This is a genomic window from Paractinoplanes bogorensis (genome assembly GCF_018829635.1).
GTDB classification, from domain to species: domain Bacteria; phylum Actinomycetota; class Actinomycetes; order Mycobacteriales; family Micromonosporaceae; genus Actinoplanes; species Actinoplanes bogorensis.
The window spans coordinates 318,064-331,993 of the sequence record NZ_JAHKKG010000004.1 but is presented as its reverse complement, the minus strand read 5'-3'; the positions used below and the strand labels follow the sequence as shown (position 1 = coordinate 331,993).

The following is a 13,930-nucleotide window of genomic DNA, read 5'->3' as shown; positions in this document are numbered from 1 at the left end:
CGCCATGATTCGGTGGCGTTCCGGGACGGTTCAGGCGGTTCGGCGGCAGTGGCACGGCGCGGTCGAGCTCGACGTGCTGACCGGGGACGGGCCGCTGCGGGCCCTGGCCTATACCGACCTCGTCGGCTCACCCGAGTTGCACGATCGAGTGCTGCTCAATGTCGGCGCCCTGGTCATGGGCCTCGGTACCGGCGGATACGCCCTGGTCGTCGCGCTACCCGACCGGCTGCCGGCCGACCCGCCCGACGACGGGTCGACCCGTGACGCCGGTCACCTGGTCAAGGCCCGTTACACGCCGCTGCAGGTGATCCGGCTCGGCGTCGACGAGGAGGCCTCGCCGCACCGCGAGGTGATGGCGGCGGCCGAGTCGCTCGACGGCATGCCGGTGGTCACGGCCGACCTGCACTCGGCGCTCCCGGCGATCCTGGCCGGGGTGAGAGCCGACAAATCACACGTAAAAGTCGCGTACGTCATGACTGACGGCGGAGCGCTCCCCGCCTGGTTCTCCCGCACCCTCGACGGCCTGCGCGAGCACCTAGCGGGGACGGTCACGACCGGTCAGGCGTACGGGGGTGACCTGGAGGCGAGCACGGTGCACACCGGGCTGCTGGCCGCACGCCACGTGCTGGGCGCCGACATCACGGTCCTCACCCAGGGCCCGGGCAACCTGGGCACCGGCACGACCTGGGGGTTCTCGGGCGTCGCGCTGGGCGAGGCGGTCAACGCGATCGGCACCCTGGGCGGGCGGCCGGTCGGCTCGTTGCGGATCTCCACCGGCGACGGGCGGCCCCGGCACCGCGGCGTGTCGCATCACAGCCTGACGGCGTACGGGAAGGTCGCTCTGGTCCCGGCCGACCTGCCGGTGCCGGACGGTCTCGAGCCCGCCCTGGCCGCCGAGATCGACGCCGCGCTCGCCCCGCTGAGCGCACGGCACCGCCTGCCTCGCGTCAGCGTGGACGGGCTGGACGCGGCGTTGCGGGCGAGCCCGGTGCCGCTGTCGACGATGGGCCGCAAGCTCGACGAGGACTACGCCTACTTCGTGGCCGCGGCCGCCTCGGGCCGGTTCGCCGCCTCGCTGATCTGACGGCGACCGGCCGCCTTGGCCCGGTAGAGCGCGGCGTCGGCCCGCTCGATCAGCTCGTACGAGGTCTCCTCGCCGTCCCACACGGCCACGCCGGCCGAGAAGGTCTGGCCCAGCGGCGTGGCGCCCAGGGCCCGCTCCAGGATCTCGCGGGCCTCGGACACCTCGGCGCCCGGCAGCAGCACCACGAACTCCTCGCCGCCCCAGCGGGCCAGCGTGTCACTCGGGCGCAGCGCGCCGTGCCAGGCCGCGGCGGCCGACTTGAGCAGGCGGTCCCCCGCGGGGTGCCCGTACGTGTCGTTGAACTGCTTGAACCGGTCGAGGTCGACCAGCGCCACGCTGACCGGGCGGCCGTCGCGGCGGGCCATCTCGAGGGCGCGGGGCAGTTCGTCGTTCCAGGCGCGCCGGTTCGGCAGCCCGGTCAGCTCGTCGCGGCGGGCCAGGTCGCGTACCTGCTGGGCCTGCCGCTCGACCTCCCGGACGAGCTGCGTCATCCGGGTCACGACGAGCAGGAACAGGGTGGCCGAGCCGATCACGATGGCCATGCCGTCCTTGACCTCGCCGTGGGCCAGCTCGACGGCCAGCAGTCCGGGGGCCACCAGCGAGGCACCGGTCAGCAGGAACAGGTGGGCGCGGCCGAGCCGGGCGATGCCGGGACCCGAGGGCGCCGACAGCGAGCGGGAGTCCGCCTGCAGCGCGGCGATGCCGAACATGGTGAAGGCGAGCAGCGAGATCGACTGGATGCCGCGGTAGAGCCAGCTCATGTCGCGCAGGACGTAGCCCTGGTCGATCAGGTTGCCCATCACCACCCAGCCGATGTCGGCGGCCAGAAACGCACCCAGGGCCGAGACGACCCACCAGAACGTCGGGCCCCGCCGGCCGCCGCCCCGCACCAGCCGGGCCATCATCGCGATCATGATGAGGTCGCCGATCGGGTAGGCCGCCTGGACGGTCTCGCCGAGCATGGTCATGTGACCGCCCTGTGCCGACGGCGCGATCACGAAGACCCAGGCCAGCAGCCCGAACCCGGTCGTGATGGTGGTCGCGTCGACCATCGCGGTCCAGTTACGGCGGGCGGTCTCGCGGCGCCGGATCAGGATCGCCAGCGCGGCCGCGCAGAACGGGAAGAGCAGCAGGAAGAACGGGTCGGCCGGGGTCGGCAGGTCCTCCAGGTGCCAGAAGTGGCTGCTGACGAAACCGACGCCGATGCCGGTGACGTTGGCGCCCAGGCCGGCCGCGAACAGCAGCCAGGGCAGCCGTTCGCGGCGCGGGAGCCGGCGGGCGCCGACCAGAACCGCCGCGACACCGGCGTAGCCGATCGCCATCTGCCAGCCGGTCGTGAGCCAAAGGTTTGCGGGCAGCACCTGGAAAGCGGCGATCGCCAGAGCAGCCGCCACCGCGTAGACCTTCGACATTCGTCCAGAACACCCGGCGGCGGTGAGATTCCGGGGCGTCCGCGGTTGCGGTTCGGTTGCTACGCCCGCTTGCGGACCAGCGTCACGCCGTCGCGTACGGGAAGCATCACCGACTCGACCCGGTCATCGGTGACGATCCGGTCGTTGAGACGGCTGACCGCCACGTCGCCGTCGTTCACCGGGTCGAGCACCCGGCCGTCGCGCAGCACGTTGTCGATCACGATCAGGCCGCCCGGGCGCATCCGTGGGACGAGTTCCTCGTAGTAGTCGGGATAACCGGTCTTGTCGGCGTCGACGAAGGCGAAGTCGATCTCCCCGGTCAGGGCGCGCACCGACTCGAGCGCGGGACCGAGGGTGAGCTCGATGCGGTCGTCCACCCCGGCCCGGGCCCAGTAGCGCCGCGCCACCGCGGTGAACTCCTCGGACACGTCGAACGCGAGCAGACGGCCACCCTTGGGCAGACCCCGGGCGATGCAGATCGACGAGTACCCGGTGAAGACGCCGATCTCGACCGCGGTGGCCGGCGCGACCAGCCGGACCAGCATGGTCAGCAGCTCACCCTCGTCGTGCGAGATCTGCATGCCGGCGTACGCGGGAAGGCTCTGCCGGGTCTCGGCGGCCAGGTCGCGCAGCACGTCGTCGGCGGGCGTGCAGTGGTCGAGCAGATAGTCACTGATCGTCATGCCCGCCACACTAGTCTCGCGGTTTTTATATAACGGACTTATGATTCGACTGTGCGATCAACTCTGCTGAAGCAACCCAAGGCGGTCTTCGCCGTCGCCTTCGCGTGCGTCGTGAGCTTCATGGGCATCGGCCTGGTCGACCCGATCCTGCCCGCCCTGTCGTCCCAGCTGCACGCCTCCCCCAGCCAGGTCAGCCTGCTGTTCACCAGCTATCTCGTGGTCACCGCGGTGGCCATGCTCGGCGTCAACTGGGTGTCCAGCCGGATCGGCCCCAAACGCACCCTGATCACCGGCCTGGCCGTCATCGTCGTGTTCAGCGCCCTGGCCGGTCTGACCGACACGATCGGCGGCATCGTCGGCTTCCGGGCCGGCTGGGGACTCGGCAACGCCATGTTCATCGCCACCTCGCTGGCCGTCATCGTGGCCTCGGCCAGCGGTGGCTTCGCCGGGGCGATCGTGCTCTACGAGGCCGCGCTCGGCCTGGGCATCGCGGCCGGCCCGCTGATCGGCGGCCTGCTCGGCGACATCAGCTGGCGCGGCCCGTTCTTCGGCGTCGCCGCCCTGATGGCCATCGCCCTGATCGCCACCGTGACCCTGCTCGACAAGACTCCCCCACCGCCGCGCAAGATCGCCCTCTCCGAGCCGCTGCTGGCGCTGCGCCACCGCCCCCTGCTGACCATGTGCATCACGGCGCTGCTCTACAACTGGGGCTTCTTCACGATGCTGGGCTACGCGCCGTATCCGATGGAACTGTCCGCGATCCAGCTCGGCTTCGTCTTCTTCGGCTGGGGCCTGCTCGTCGCCGTCTTCTCCATCACCGGCGCACCGTGGCTGCAGTCCCGCTTCGGCACCGCCCGTTCCCTGTACGGCGCGCTCGGCGCCTTCGCCGTCCTCCTGCTGCTGATCGGCCTGTTCACCGACGTGCGCTGGCTCCTGATCACCTGCGTGATCCTGAGCGGCATCATGGTCGGCATCAACAACACGCTGACCACGCAGGCGGTCATGCTGGTCTCCCCGGTCGAACGGCCGATCGCGTCGGCCACCTACGGGTTCGTGCGCTTCATCGGCGGCGGGCTGGCCCCCTTCGTGGCCGGCAAGATGGTCGACCGGTGGAACATCCACGTGCCGTTCGTCGTCGGCGCGGGCGCTGTGCTGCTGGGCGTGCTGGTGCTCTCGACCGGCCACCGCATGCTGACCCGGGCCGACGCCCAGCTGTCCGCACCGCACGACGTCAGCGGCGAGGTGGCCGACGAGTTCGGCGGCGCCCCCGACGCCATCGACACCGAACTCCAGCACGAGCGGGCCGCCCGCCCCTGACCGGACCCGGCGGAAACCGGTGGCGGGAACGGCGCGGAGACGGCGATCCTGGTCGCGTGCAGCCTGACTTCCCTCTCCGCACCGAACGCCTTCTGTTGCGCCCGCTCGGGCCCGGTGACGTCGAGGCCCTGGTGGCCTACCGCGGCCGGCAGGACGTCAGCCGCTATGTGCCGTTCGAGCCGATGACCCGGGAACTGATCGCCGAGCGGCTGGCTGGCCCGTGGGTCCGCACCGAGCTAACCGGGGAGGGGCAGGCGCTCACCGTGGGAGTCGAGCTGACCGGCACCGGGCAGCTGGTCGGTGACGTGACCCTGTTCTGGCACAGCGAGCTGCACCGTGGCGGGGAGATCGGATACGTGTTCAACCCGGAGTTCGCGGGCCGGGGTTACGCGACCGAGGCGGCCACCGCCGTCCTCGGTATCGGGTTCGAAGTTCTGAAGCTGCATCGGATCGTGGCGCGGCTCGACGAGCGGAACGAGGCCTCGGCCGGGGTGGCGCGGCGACTCGGGATGCGGTTGGAGGCCCGGCTCGTGCGCAACGAGTTCTTCAAGGGTGAGTGGACGACCGAGCTCGACTTCGCGATCCTGGCCGAGGAGTGGGCCGATGACCGTTAGCGCGCGGATCCGGGCGGCCGTCGACGCGCTGCCGATCGAACCGCACCAGCGGGTGCTCGAGATCGGGTGCGGTCCGGGAGTGGCGGCCCGGCTGGTCGCGGCCCGGCTCACCACCGGGCACATCGTGGCGATCGACCGGTCGTCGGCGGCCGTCTCGCAGGCCGTGGCGGGCTCGGCGGCCGAGATCGAGGCGGGGCGGATGAGTGTGCGCCGGACGGCCGCCGAGGATTTCGTGCTGGACCCCGCCGAGGCGCCGTTCGACCTGGTGTTCGCGCTGCGGGTCGGCGCCCTGGACGGTCGCCACCCCGCCCTCGGTCGACGGGTGCTGCAGCGCGTGGCCGCCGCAACCACTTGCGGGGCCCGACTGTTCATCGACGACGGCGTCGAACTGCCGGTCCCGCGCTGAACGACTGCTCCTCCGCCGGCCGGCGTGGGTTGCGGGCGGTTCGTTGAATGATCGACATGTTCAATCACGAGCCCGATGGATACGAATGCCCGTTCTGCCGGCTGGTCGCGGGTGTGGACGACCCGGCGGGCGTCAACCTGACCGCGGACATCGTGCGGCGGAACCCGCTGGCCACCGCGTTCGTCGCGCCCGGGTGGTGGCCCAACAACCAGGGCCACGTGCTGGTGGTGTCGGACGCCCACCACGAGAACCTCTACGACCTGCCCGCGGAGGCCGGGCACGCCGTCCACGACCTGGTCCGTGAGGTGGCCGTGGCGATCCGGCACACCTACGACTGCGCCGGCGTCTCGACCCGCCAGCACAACGAGCCGGCCGGCCACCAGACCGCCTGGCACTATCACGTGCACGTCTTCCCGCGATATCCCGGCGACGAGCTGTACAAGTCACCGTCCCTGCCCGGGTTCGCCTCTCCCGCCGCCCGCCTGCCCTACGCCCGTAAGCTGCGCGCCTACTTCGATCTGGCGGGCGTGGTCAGCTGAAGCGGGCCGGCACCGACGGGTCGTGGAACCGGGCGATCGCGGAGATCCCGCCCCCGCGGACCGTCAGCACGATGACACCGGCCGGCCCACCCAGATCGGCGGCGAACGCGGGCTGACCGTTCGCCCCGACCGGCACCAGGGTGAGCCGTCCCGCGGCGTGGGCCAGGCTGACGGCCAGGAAGGACCGCACGGCGGCCCGGCCCACGTATTCGTGCGGCGCCGGCGGCATGCTCAGCCACACGTCGTCGGTGAGCAGGGCAACCACCGCGTCCACGTCGCCGCGGGTGAACGCCTCCGCGAACCGGCGCGCCACCGGCTCGGCCGTCGCCGGCGGCTCGCAGCGTTCGGCCGGGACCGCCGCCCGGGCCCGTTGCAGCACGCCCTTCACCGCGGTCTCCGTCGTACCGAGCATCGCGGCCACCTCGCCGGCCGGGTAGCCGAGCACGTCGCGCAGGATCAGTGTCGCGGCCTGCCGGGCCGGCATCCGTTGCAGGGCCACGACGAACGCCAGCGCCACCGATTCCTGAAGTTCGTAGCGAGCCTCCGGCCCCGGCATCCCGTCGAGCAGTGCGTCCGGCAGGGGCTGCAACCAGGTGATCTCGCCGTGCCGGGTCGGGGCCGGCGGTGCGAATGGCGGCACCGGCTCCACCGGCCGGCGCCGGGCCTGGTCACGCCGCGCGTTGAGGCAGCGGTTGGTGGCGATCCGGTAGAGCCACGTCCGGACGGACGCCCGCTCCTCGAATCCGTCCAGCCCCCGCCAGGCCGCCAGCAGCGTCTCCTGCAGCACGTCCTCAGCGTCGGTCAGCGATCCGAGCAAGCGGTAGCAGTGCACCAGGAGTTCCCGCTCGTGGGGTCGCGCCAGGTCACGGAACGCCTCGGGGTCGCCCCGCCGCGCCCGGTCGAGCACGCTCCGGTCCACCCGGAAATCGTGCCACGGCACCGTTCCGTCCGGGAGGTCGCCGGTGTCTGCCCTCACGAACCAACTAAGAAGGAGACACCCGTGACCACACCTCTGGAGACCGCGCTGGCCTATCACCGGGCCTGGGCGAGCGGCGACCTCGACCGGGCGATGGCCTACATCGCCGACGACATCGTCTGTGACGCGCCCGCGGGCCGCATCGAGGGAGCTGCCGCGTTCCGGGGCTTCATGGCACCGTTCGTGGGGATGCTGCGCGGCACGTCGCTGCTGGCCGCGTTCGGCGACGAGACAACCGCCCTGATCATGTACGACACCGAGACCGCGCTGGTGCCGTCGGCTCCGGGCGCCGAACACGTAACGGTCGCCGGCGGCCGCATCACGCACAGCCGGTTCCTTTTCGACCGCCTCCCCTTCGAACGCGCCCGGCACTAGCCGCAATGGCCGTCGGCCCGCGTCCATGATCGCCGGACCAGCCGCCGCCTCCCTCGCCCGCCGGCCGAGCCTGGCGAAATCTGATGATCGGGGCGGCGAGGCTGTGGACAGGCCTTTCGAGCGCGCCCATTTACGCAGGTCGCCGCGGCGCATCGAGTGTTTTGGACGCGTCAGCGGCCAGCTCGATGCGTCGTGGTCCCCGCGGGAGCGACGGTCCGTCACCCACCACCCCGCCGGGACAAAAGATCCTAGGAAGTGATGATCAGCAGAAGCCAGCCCGCCAGGATCAGTCCCAGCAGCGCGGCCAGCACCCACGTCGGCACGCGGTGCCCGCCCGCGCGATTGCGCCGCACCTCGTCGCGGATGCGTTCACGTCGCCGGTCGATCCGCCCGCGCCGCACGTCGGCCTCGGAACGCTCGGACGGCAACGGATGCTGCTGGTCGGGCCTGCTCATGGCCCGACCAGCCTAGCGCCGTCACATGCTGGCGATCAGGCGCTCCACCCGCTCGTCGTAGGCGCGGAACGGATCCTTGCAGAGCACGGTCCGCTGCGCCTGGTCGTTGAGCTTGAGGTGCACCCAGTCGACGGTGAAGTCGCGGCGCTTCTCCTGCGCGTGGCGGATGAACTCGCCGCGCAGCCGGGCCCGCGTGGTCTGCGGCGGCGTCTCTTTGGCCTCGAAGATCTGCAGGTCGTTGGAGATGCGGTCGACCTGCTTGCGCTTCTCCATCAGCGCGTAGAGGCCGCGGCCCCGGCGCACGTCGTGGTAGGCCAGGTCGAGCTGGGCGATTCGCGGGTGCGACATCGGGATGTCGTGCTTGGCCTGGTAGCGCTCGATCAGCTTGTACTTGGACACCCAGTCGATCTCGCGGGAGACCGGGTCGAGGTCGCCGCTCTCGATCGCGTTGAGCACCCGGCCCCACAGTTCGACGACGCGCTTGGCGGTCTGGTCGCCGCCGCGGCGCTCGACGAACTCGGTCGCCTTGGCCAGGTACTCCTGCTGGATCTCGAGGGCGCTGACCTCTTTGTTGTTGGCCAGGCGGATCTTGCGGCGGCCGGTGACGTCGTGGCTGACCTCGCGGATGGCCCGGATCGGGTTTTCCAGGGAGAGGTCGCGCATCACCACGCCGGCCTCGATCATGCGCAGGACGATGTCGGCGCTGCCCACCTTGAGCAGCGTCGTCACCTCGTTCATGTTCGAGTCGCCGACGATGACGTGCAGTCGGCGGTAGCGCTCGGCGTCGGCGTGCGGCTCGTCGCGCGTGTTGATGATCGGGCGGGACCGCGTCGTCGCGCTGGAGACGCCCTCCCAGATGTGCTCGGCGCGCTGCGACAGGCAGAACACCGCACCGCGCGGCGTCTGCAGCACCTTGCCCGCGCCGCAGATCAGCTGGCGGGTGACCAGGAACGGGATGAGGACGTCGGCGAGCCGGCCGAACTCGCCGTGGCGGGACACGAGGTAGTTCTCGTGGCAGCCGTAGGAGTTGCCGGCCGAGTCGGTGTTGTTCTTGAACAGGTAGATCTCGCCCGCGATGCCCTCGTCGTGCAGCCGTTTCTCGGCGTCGACGAGCAGGCCCTCGAGGATGCGCTCGCCGGCCCGGTCGTGGGCGACCAGGTCGGTGACGGAGTCGCACTCCGGGGTCGCATATTCGGGGTGTGAACCGACGTCGAGGTAGAGGCGGGCGCCGTTACGGAGAAAGACGTTGCTGCTGCGTCCCCAGGACACCACTCGGCGGAACAGGTAGCGGGCCACCTCGTCCGGTGACAGCCGCCGCTGCCCCCGGTAAGTACACGTGACTCCGTACTCGGTCTCGAGGCCGAAAATTCGCCGTTCCATGACGAAACACTAGCCGCATAAGCCACCCATTGGCAGTCACCCGGCGCCGGTAGAGTCGTTACCGATGAAGGTTCTCGTCACCGGTGGCGCCGGGTTCGTCGGCTCGCACTTCGTGCGGGCTGCTCTGGCCGACCGGTTGCCGGGTCTCGAGGGCGCGCACGTGACGGTGCTCGACAAGCTGACCGGCGGCACGTTCGACAATCTCGGCGAGGTCGCCCACGACAAGCGCCTCGACTTCCTGCCCGGCGACGTGTCCGACGCCGCGCTGGTCACCATGCTGGTCGCCAGGCACGACACGATCGTCCACCTGGCCACCGAGCCCGGCATCACCGACGTGGTCGGCGCCCACGTGCTGCTGTCCGCCGCCCTTCAAAGCAACATAGGCCGATTTATCGTGGTTTCAGGTGCGGAGGTGTATGGGTCGGTCTCGTCCGGTTCGAGCTCCGAGCGCACTCCCCTGAACCCGACCAGTCCCGACGCCGCCGGCAAGGCGAGCGCCGATCTGCTGGCCCTGGCCCATCACCGCACCCACGGCCTGCCGGTCACCATCGTGCGCCCGACCAGCACCTACGGCTCGCACCAGCATCCCGCGAACCCGATCCCCCGCGTCGTGACCCGCCTGCTCGACGGCCGTTCCGCCCCGCTGCCCGGCGACGGCTCCCAGGTCCGCGACTGGCTGCACGTCTACGACCTGGCCCGCGCCCTGGCCATGGTGCTCTCCGACGGCCGCCCCGGCGAGATCTACCACGTCGGCGGCAGCGTCGAGCTGAGCCACCGCGACCTGACCGCCCTGCTGCTCGAACAATGCGGCGCCGGCTGGGATCGCGTCGCCCCCGAGCCCGAACCGCCCGGCCACGACGCCCGCCACGCCCTCGACGACGACCGCATCCGCCACGAGCTGGGCTGGCGTCCGCGGGTGGAGTTCGACGCGGGCCTGCACGCCACCGTCCGCTGGTATCGCGAGCATCGAGCCTGGTGGGAACCCCTGCTCCCGTACGCCTAGTCCCCGCGAAGCAACCGCACCACCACCGGCCCGACCGGGATGTTCCCGGTGGTCACCCACCCAGCTTCACCGGAGCGGGAACCAGCCCTCGGCCCGCACCCGGGCATCCTCGGTGAGCACCGTGAAGGCAACCGGCTCCCGCCCGCTCTCCCGCACCGCCCGCTCCACGAAGTCCCGCACCTCCCACACATCCACCGGATCGGCCCCGTCGACGCTCAGAGCGTCTCTGAGCCGGTCGGGCGCGTATCCCAGAGCGGCCGCCGCCGCCACTTCACTCAGCCCCGACAGCTCCAGGTTGCGGGCCAGCTCGTCCTTGGTCCGCTGCCTCTCGGCTTCGTTCAACGACATCCCCCGACGATAGGCCGCTGTTGACGCCCGCCCACGCGAAGTCCCCACCGCACGCGGCCCGACCGACGCGACGAACTCGTCGGCCCGCTCTCGACTCAGCGCGATGGTGGCCAGACCCCAGGCGGCCGTCGACGCGAACAGCACCGCACCGCGGCGGTTCCGGGCCGCAGACGCCCGCGTCCGGCAGCAGCACCGGGGTCAACGCGAACCGATCGATCGGCGTCAGACTCCCATCAGCTCAGGCCACCACAACCGGGCCGCGGCGTCGCGCGCCACCAGGAAGCCGGCGATGCCCAGGATCCAGCTCAGCATCCCGCCGCCCTTGGCCAGCGTCTAAGCGCTCATCCGCTCGAGCACCCGATCGATCCGGGCCGGCCCGAAGGCGCGCACCGCCCCCAGCGCCACCGCCGGCAGCACCATCACGACGTAGTAGCCGGCCAGCACCAGGATCGTCGCCCCGAGCGGCTCGGCGGCCGTCACCAGCAGACCGATCGCCCCCAGATAGGGCAGCATCGTCGCGACCTCGGCCGACGCCGCCAGCACGGCCACCGGCCGCCCCGCTGATCGCCCGGTCACGCCACCGCACCACGGCCGCCGCGGCACGGCTCTTGCGACGCTCGACCCAGAAACTCAGCGCGAACAGGGCGACGCCCACGACGAGCTGGGCGATGAGGAACGGACGCGACGAGGGATGCGGGCGCCCACGAGCAGCAGCAGCACGCCGGCAGCCGGATAGAAGCCCCCGATCGGGCCCAGATAGCCGAGGAACCGCCGCGCGCCGATCCGTTCGGGGGCGAGCAGCAGCCACACCGGGATGAACAGGGTGCCGACGCTCGTGCTGTCGACGATCGCCAGCCCCGCCGGCGAGAGCAGCAGCACGATGCTCATGTCAGGAACGGCGCCCATTCCTGCGTACGCACGACTGTCACGCCCGGCGTCGCGAAATACGGGTCGGCGGCCAGTAGCGCGTCCAGCTCGTCACGGCCGGCCACGTCGAGGACGATCAACGCCCCGCTGTCGTCGGCGAACGGACCGGCCATCCGCAGCCGGCCGTCCTCGTGCAGCGCGGTCAGCACGGCGCGGTGGGCGGGCCGGGCGGCCAGCCGCGCCGGGTCGGGGGTGAAGGCCAACTCCACGATCCACATGCCCAGCACCGTAGGCCCGGACGTCAACGGGGGGCGCGACCGCGCACCCCGGCCGGCACATAAGACCGGCCGGCACACATCAGACACGGACCGAGACCCGCCACGGCCGGCTCACATCGGAAGCCGGGCGAAACACGCCCCGGCTGGCTCACATCAGAACGGACCGGGACGCGCCCCCGCCGGCTCATGTCATGAACCGACCGGGACGCGCCCCGGGGCGCTCGCGTCAGGAACCGTCGCCGTTGACGCCGTCGGCGGGCTCGGACGGGTCGGGCGTGCCGGGCTTGTCGGCCGTGTCTTCCTCGGACGCCGCCGACACGGTCGGCTTGTCGGTCGTCGCGGGCGGCGGCGGAGCCGCGTCCACGTCGCCCAGGTCGGTCTCGGGCACGCTCTCGGTGTTTTCCAGCAACGCGACCAGCGCCGCGCCGTGGATGCGCCGGAACGCGCGGCCCTTGCGCCGACGGTCCAGCACCGCCACCTCGAGCTGCTTGGAGTCGAGGGTGCGGGTCGCGCCGTTCTCGCCGCCCACACTGCCCAGCGCCTTGGCCGCCAGGGCCAGCGCCGCCGGCAGCTCGGCCGCCGAGTCGTGGCCCTCGCGCAGCACGGTCGAGATCGCCTCGGCCTGACCGCCCATCGCCATGAAGCCCGGCTCGTCCATCACCGAGCCGTCATAGGTGATCCGGTAGAGCTCGTCGGTCTCGGGCGAGGACCCGACCTGCGCGATGCAGATCTCGACCTCGTACGGCTTCTGCGTCTCGGTGAAGATCGCACCCAGCGTCTGCGTGTACGCGTTGGCCAGGAACCGCCCGGTCACGTCGCGGCGGTCGTAGCTGTAGCCGTTGACGTCGGCCATCCGGATGCCGGCCCGGCGCAGCGACTCGAACTCGTTGTACCGCCCGACCGCGGCGAACCCGATCTTGTCGTAGATCTCGCTGATCTTGCGCAGGGTGGTGATGTTCTCGGCGACGAGGAGGATTCCGCCCTCGTACGTCAGCACCACGGCGGAACGGCCGCGGGCGATGCCCTTGCGAGCGTATTCGGAGCGGTCCCGCTGGACCTGCTCGGGTGATGCATAGAACTGCATGGCCACGGGTGGCTACTCCCTCTCGTCCCTGGTGAATTCGGCTGCGGTGAACAACCGGACTCAGCCGCCCGGATTTTCCATGCGCCCGGCGACGACCTGCTCGGCCACCGCGGTGATCTCGGCCTCGCTCAGACGGTGGGTGCCGTTGGCCGTCGCCGTCATCACCACCGGGAAGATCTTGCGGGTCAGGTCGGGGCCACCGGTCGCGGTGTCGTCGTCGGCCGCGTCGTAGAGCGCCTCGACCGCCAGCCGGACCGCCTCGTCGCTGCTCAGACCGGCCCGGTACTTCTTCTTCAGCGCCGACTTGGCGAACAGCGAACCCGAGCCGATCGCGTCGTAGCCGGTCTCCTCGTAGAGCCCGCCCGCCACGTCGAAGCTGAAGATCCGGCCGATCTTCGCCGGGTCGGCCGGCGAGAAGTCGAAGCCCGCGAACAGCGGCACCACGGCCAGGCCCTGCATCGCCGCGCCGAGATTGCCGCGCACCATGCCGGCCAGCCGGTTGGCCTTGCCGTCGAGCGAGAGCATGGTGCCCTCGATCTTTTCGTAGTGCTCCAGCTCGACCTGGAACAGCCGCATCAGCTCGATGCCGATGCCGGCCGTGCCCGCGATGCCGATCAGCGAGTACGAATCGGCGGGGTGCACCTTCTCGATGTCGCGGCTGGCGATCAGGTTGCCCATCGTCGCCCGCCGGTCGCCACCCATCACGACACCCTCGGCGGTCGCGATGGCCACGATCGTCGTCGCATGCGGCGCGATGTCGGCCGACAGGCCGGGCGGCAGCGGCCGGCGCCCCGGCAGCAGCTCGGGAGACGTGTGACTCAGGAACTGCGTGAAGGAGGACGTCCCCGCGTTGGTGAAGTAATCCGGCATGCGCCCGGATGGATCAAAGTCCTTTGCCACGTGGTTCCTTTCAGATACGTGTTCGCTCCGGCCTTCCCCCAGCGTTGCCGGTGCAGTTGAAGAACCTTATCCCGCTGCGCACGACCGGGGCGATGATCGCGATCGACGTGTTGACCCGAAAGGCAACGGCCGCCAGGCGTGAAGCCACCTGGCGGCCGTGCAAGATCCCCGCGGGGCTACCGCGGCGGTATTTCGCTGAGGGCTTACCT

General features: G+C 71.0%; 18 protein-coding genes. 7 read left to right on the top strand and 11 right to left on the bottom strand.

Annotation, left to right across the window (positions count from 1 at the left end; genetic code table 11):
• The first annotated feature begins 4 nt into the window (after nucleotides 1–4).
• Nucleotides 5–1,084, top strand: coding sequence for a DUF3866 family protein (locus KOI35_RS13355; protein WP_215787129.1), 1,080 nt, complete (start codon nucleotides 5–7; stop codon nucleotides 1,082–1,084).
• On the opposite strand, the gene KOI35_RS13350 is transcribed toward KOI35_RS13355, so the two are convergent.
• The gene (locus tag KOI35_RS13350) at nucleotides 1,033–2,496 is read right to left on the bottom strand and encodes a GGDEF domain-containing protein (protein ID WP_246613043.1); all 1,464 of its coding nucleotides are present in this window, start codon (nucleotides 2,494–2,496) and stop codon (nucleotides 1,033–1,035) included. The two genes, KOI35_RS13355 and KOI35_RS13350, sit on opposite strands and share 52 nt — an antisense overlap.
• A 59-nt stretch (nucleotides 2,497–2,555) precedes the next feature.
• Nucleotides 2,556–3,179: an O-methyltransferase gene (locus KOI35_RS13345; RefSeq protein ID WP_215787128.1), complete on the bottom strand. Its 624-nt coding sequence runs from the start codon at nucleotides 3,177–3,179 to the stop codon at nucleotides 2,556–2,558.
• A 51-nt stretch (nucleotides 3,180–3,230) separates the two neighbouring features.
• On the opposite strand from KOI35_RS13345, the gene KOI35_RS13340 reads away from it, so the two are divergent.
• From KOI35_RS13340 to KOI35_RS13325, 4 genes are read left to right on the top strand one after another with little or no spacing between them, the layout of a single operon-like run.
• On the top strand, nucleotides 3,231–4,496 hold the full coding sequence (locus KOI35_RS13340; RefSeq protein ID WP_308120946.1) for an MFS transporter: 1,266 nt from the start codon (nucleotides 3,231–3,233) through the stop codon (nucleotides 4,494–4,496).
• Nucleotides 4,497–4,552: 56 nt separating this feature from the next.
• Nucleotides 4,553–5,110 (top strand): GNAT family N-acetyltransferase, encoded by a 558-nt coding sequence (locus tag KOI35_RS13335; RefSeq protein ID WP_308120945.1) that lies wholly within the window; start codon nucleotides 4,553–4,555, stop codon nucleotides 5,108–5,110.
• On the top strand, nucleotides 5,100–5,516 hold the full coding sequence (locus KOI35_RS13330) for an SAM-dependent methyltransferase (RefSeq protein ID WP_215787125.1): 417 nt from the start codon (nucleotides 5,100–5,102) through the stop codon (nucleotides 5,514–5,516). The genes KOI35_RS13335 and KOI35_RS13330 overlap by 11 nt, the downstream gene beginning before the upstream one ends.
• Before the next feature lie 56 nt (nucleotides 5,517–5,572).
• Nucleotides 5,573–6,055 carry an HIT family protein gene (locus KOI35_RS13325; protein WP_246613042.1) on the top strand — a complete coding sequence of 161 codons (483 nt, stop codon included), beginning with the start codon at nucleotides 5,573–5,575 and terminating at the stop codon, nucleotides 6,053–6,055.
• Here the strand turns inward: KOI35_RS13325 and KOI35_RS13320 are convergent.
• Nucleotides 6,048–7,031 (bottom strand): RNA polymerase subunit sigma-70, encoded by a 984-nt coding sequence (locus KOI35_RS13320; RefSeq protein ID WP_308120944.1) that lies wholly within the window; start codon nucleotides 7,029–7,031, stop codon nucleotides 6,048–6,050. The genes KOI35_RS13325 and KOI35_RS13320 overlap by 8 nt on opposite strands.
• A gap of 24 nt (nucleotides 7,032–7,055) precedes the next feature.
• Here KOI35_RS13320 and KOI35_RS13315 point away from each other — a divergent pair, with 24 nt between their 5' ends.
• Entirely contained in the window at nucleotides 7,056–7,406 is a 351-nt protein-coding gene (locus KOI35_RS13315) for a nuclear transport factor 2 family protein (protein WP_308120943.1), read from the top strand.
• Between the two features lie 248 nt (nucleotides 7,407–7,654).
• Here the strand turns inward: KOI35_RS13315 and KOI35_RS13310 are convergent, their stop codons facing one another.
• Together KOI35_RS13310 and pafA are read right to left on the bottom strand one after the other, a co-directional pair.
• Nucleotides 7,655–7,861 carry a hypothetical protein gene (locus KOI35_RS13310; RefSeq protein WP_215787123.1) on the bottom strand — a complete coding sequence of 69 codons (207 nt, stop codon included), beginning with the start codon at nucleotides 7,859–7,861 and terminating at the stop codon, nucleotides 7,655–7,657.
• Between the two features lie 21 nt (nucleotides 7,862–7,882).
• Nucleotides 7,883–9,241, bottom strand: a complete 1,359-nt coding sequence (pafA, locus tag KOI35_RS13305) for a Pup--protein ligase (protein WP_215787121.1) — start codon at nucleotides 9,239–9,241, stop codon at nucleotides 7,883–7,885.
• A 64-nt stretch (nucleotides 9,242–9,305) separates the two neighbouring features.
• On the opposite strand from pafA, the gene KOI35_RS13300 reads away from it, so the two are divergent.
• Complete coding sequence (locus tag KOI35_RS13300) at nucleotides 9,306–10,244, top strand: dTDP-glucose 4,6-dehydratase (RefSeq protein ID WP_215787119.1); 939 nt, start codon at nucleotides 9,306–9,308, stop codon at nucleotides 10,242–10,244.
• A gap of 66 nt (nucleotides 10,245–10,310) precedes the next feature.
• On the opposite strand, the gene KOI35_RS13295 is transcribed toward KOI35_RS13300, so the two are convergent.
• The 6 genes from KOI35_RS13295 to prcB all read right to left on the bottom strand — a co-directional run bounded on the left by KOI35_RS13295 (nucleotide 10,311) and on the right by prcB (nucleotide 13,721).
• On the bottom strand, nucleotides 10,311–10,592 hold the full coding sequence (locus KOI35_RS13295; protein WP_215787117.1) for a DUF2316 family protein: 282 nt from the start codon (nucleotides 10,590–10,592) through the stop codon (nucleotides 10,311–10,313).
• Between the two features lie 333 nt (nucleotides 10,593–10,925).
• Complete coding sequence (locus KOI35_RS13290; protein WP_215787115.1) at nucleotides 10,926–11,168, bottom strand: hypothetical protein; 243 nt, start codon at nucleotides 11,166–11,168, stop codon at nucleotides 10,926–10,928.
• A 54-nt stretch (nucleotides 11,169–11,222) separates the two neighbouring features.
• Nucleotides 11,223–11,480 carry a hypothetical protein gene (locus tag KOI35_RS13285; protein WP_215787112.1) on the bottom strand — a complete coding sequence of 86 codons (258 nt, stop codon included), beginning with the start codon at nucleotides 11,478–11,480 and terminating at the stop codon, nucleotides 11,223–11,225.
• Entirely contained in the window at nucleotides 11,477–11,737 is a 261-nt protein-coding gene (locus KOI35_RS13280) for a YciI family protein (protein ID WP_215787110.1), read from the bottom strand. The genes KOI35_RS13285 and KOI35_RS13280 overlap by 4 nt, the downstream gene beginning before the upstream one ends.
• A 226-nt stretch (nucleotides 11,738–11,963) precedes the next feature.
• Complete coding sequence (prcA, locus tag KOI35_RS13275; protein ID WP_215787108.1) at nucleotides 11,964–12,827, bottom strand: proteasome subunit alpha; 864 nt, start codon at nucleotides 12,825–12,827, stop codon at nucleotides 11,964–11,966.
• Nucleotides 12,828–12,881: 54 nt separating this feature from the next.
• Nucleotides 12,882–13,721 carry a proteasome subunit beta gene (prcB, locus tag KOI35_RS13270; RefSeq protein ID WP_215787106.1) on the bottom strand — a complete coding sequence of 280 codons (840 nt, stop codon included), beginning with the start codon at nucleotides 13,719–13,721 and terminating at the stop codon, nucleotides 12,882–12,884.
• Nucleotides 13,722–13,930: the final 209 nt, after the last annotated feature.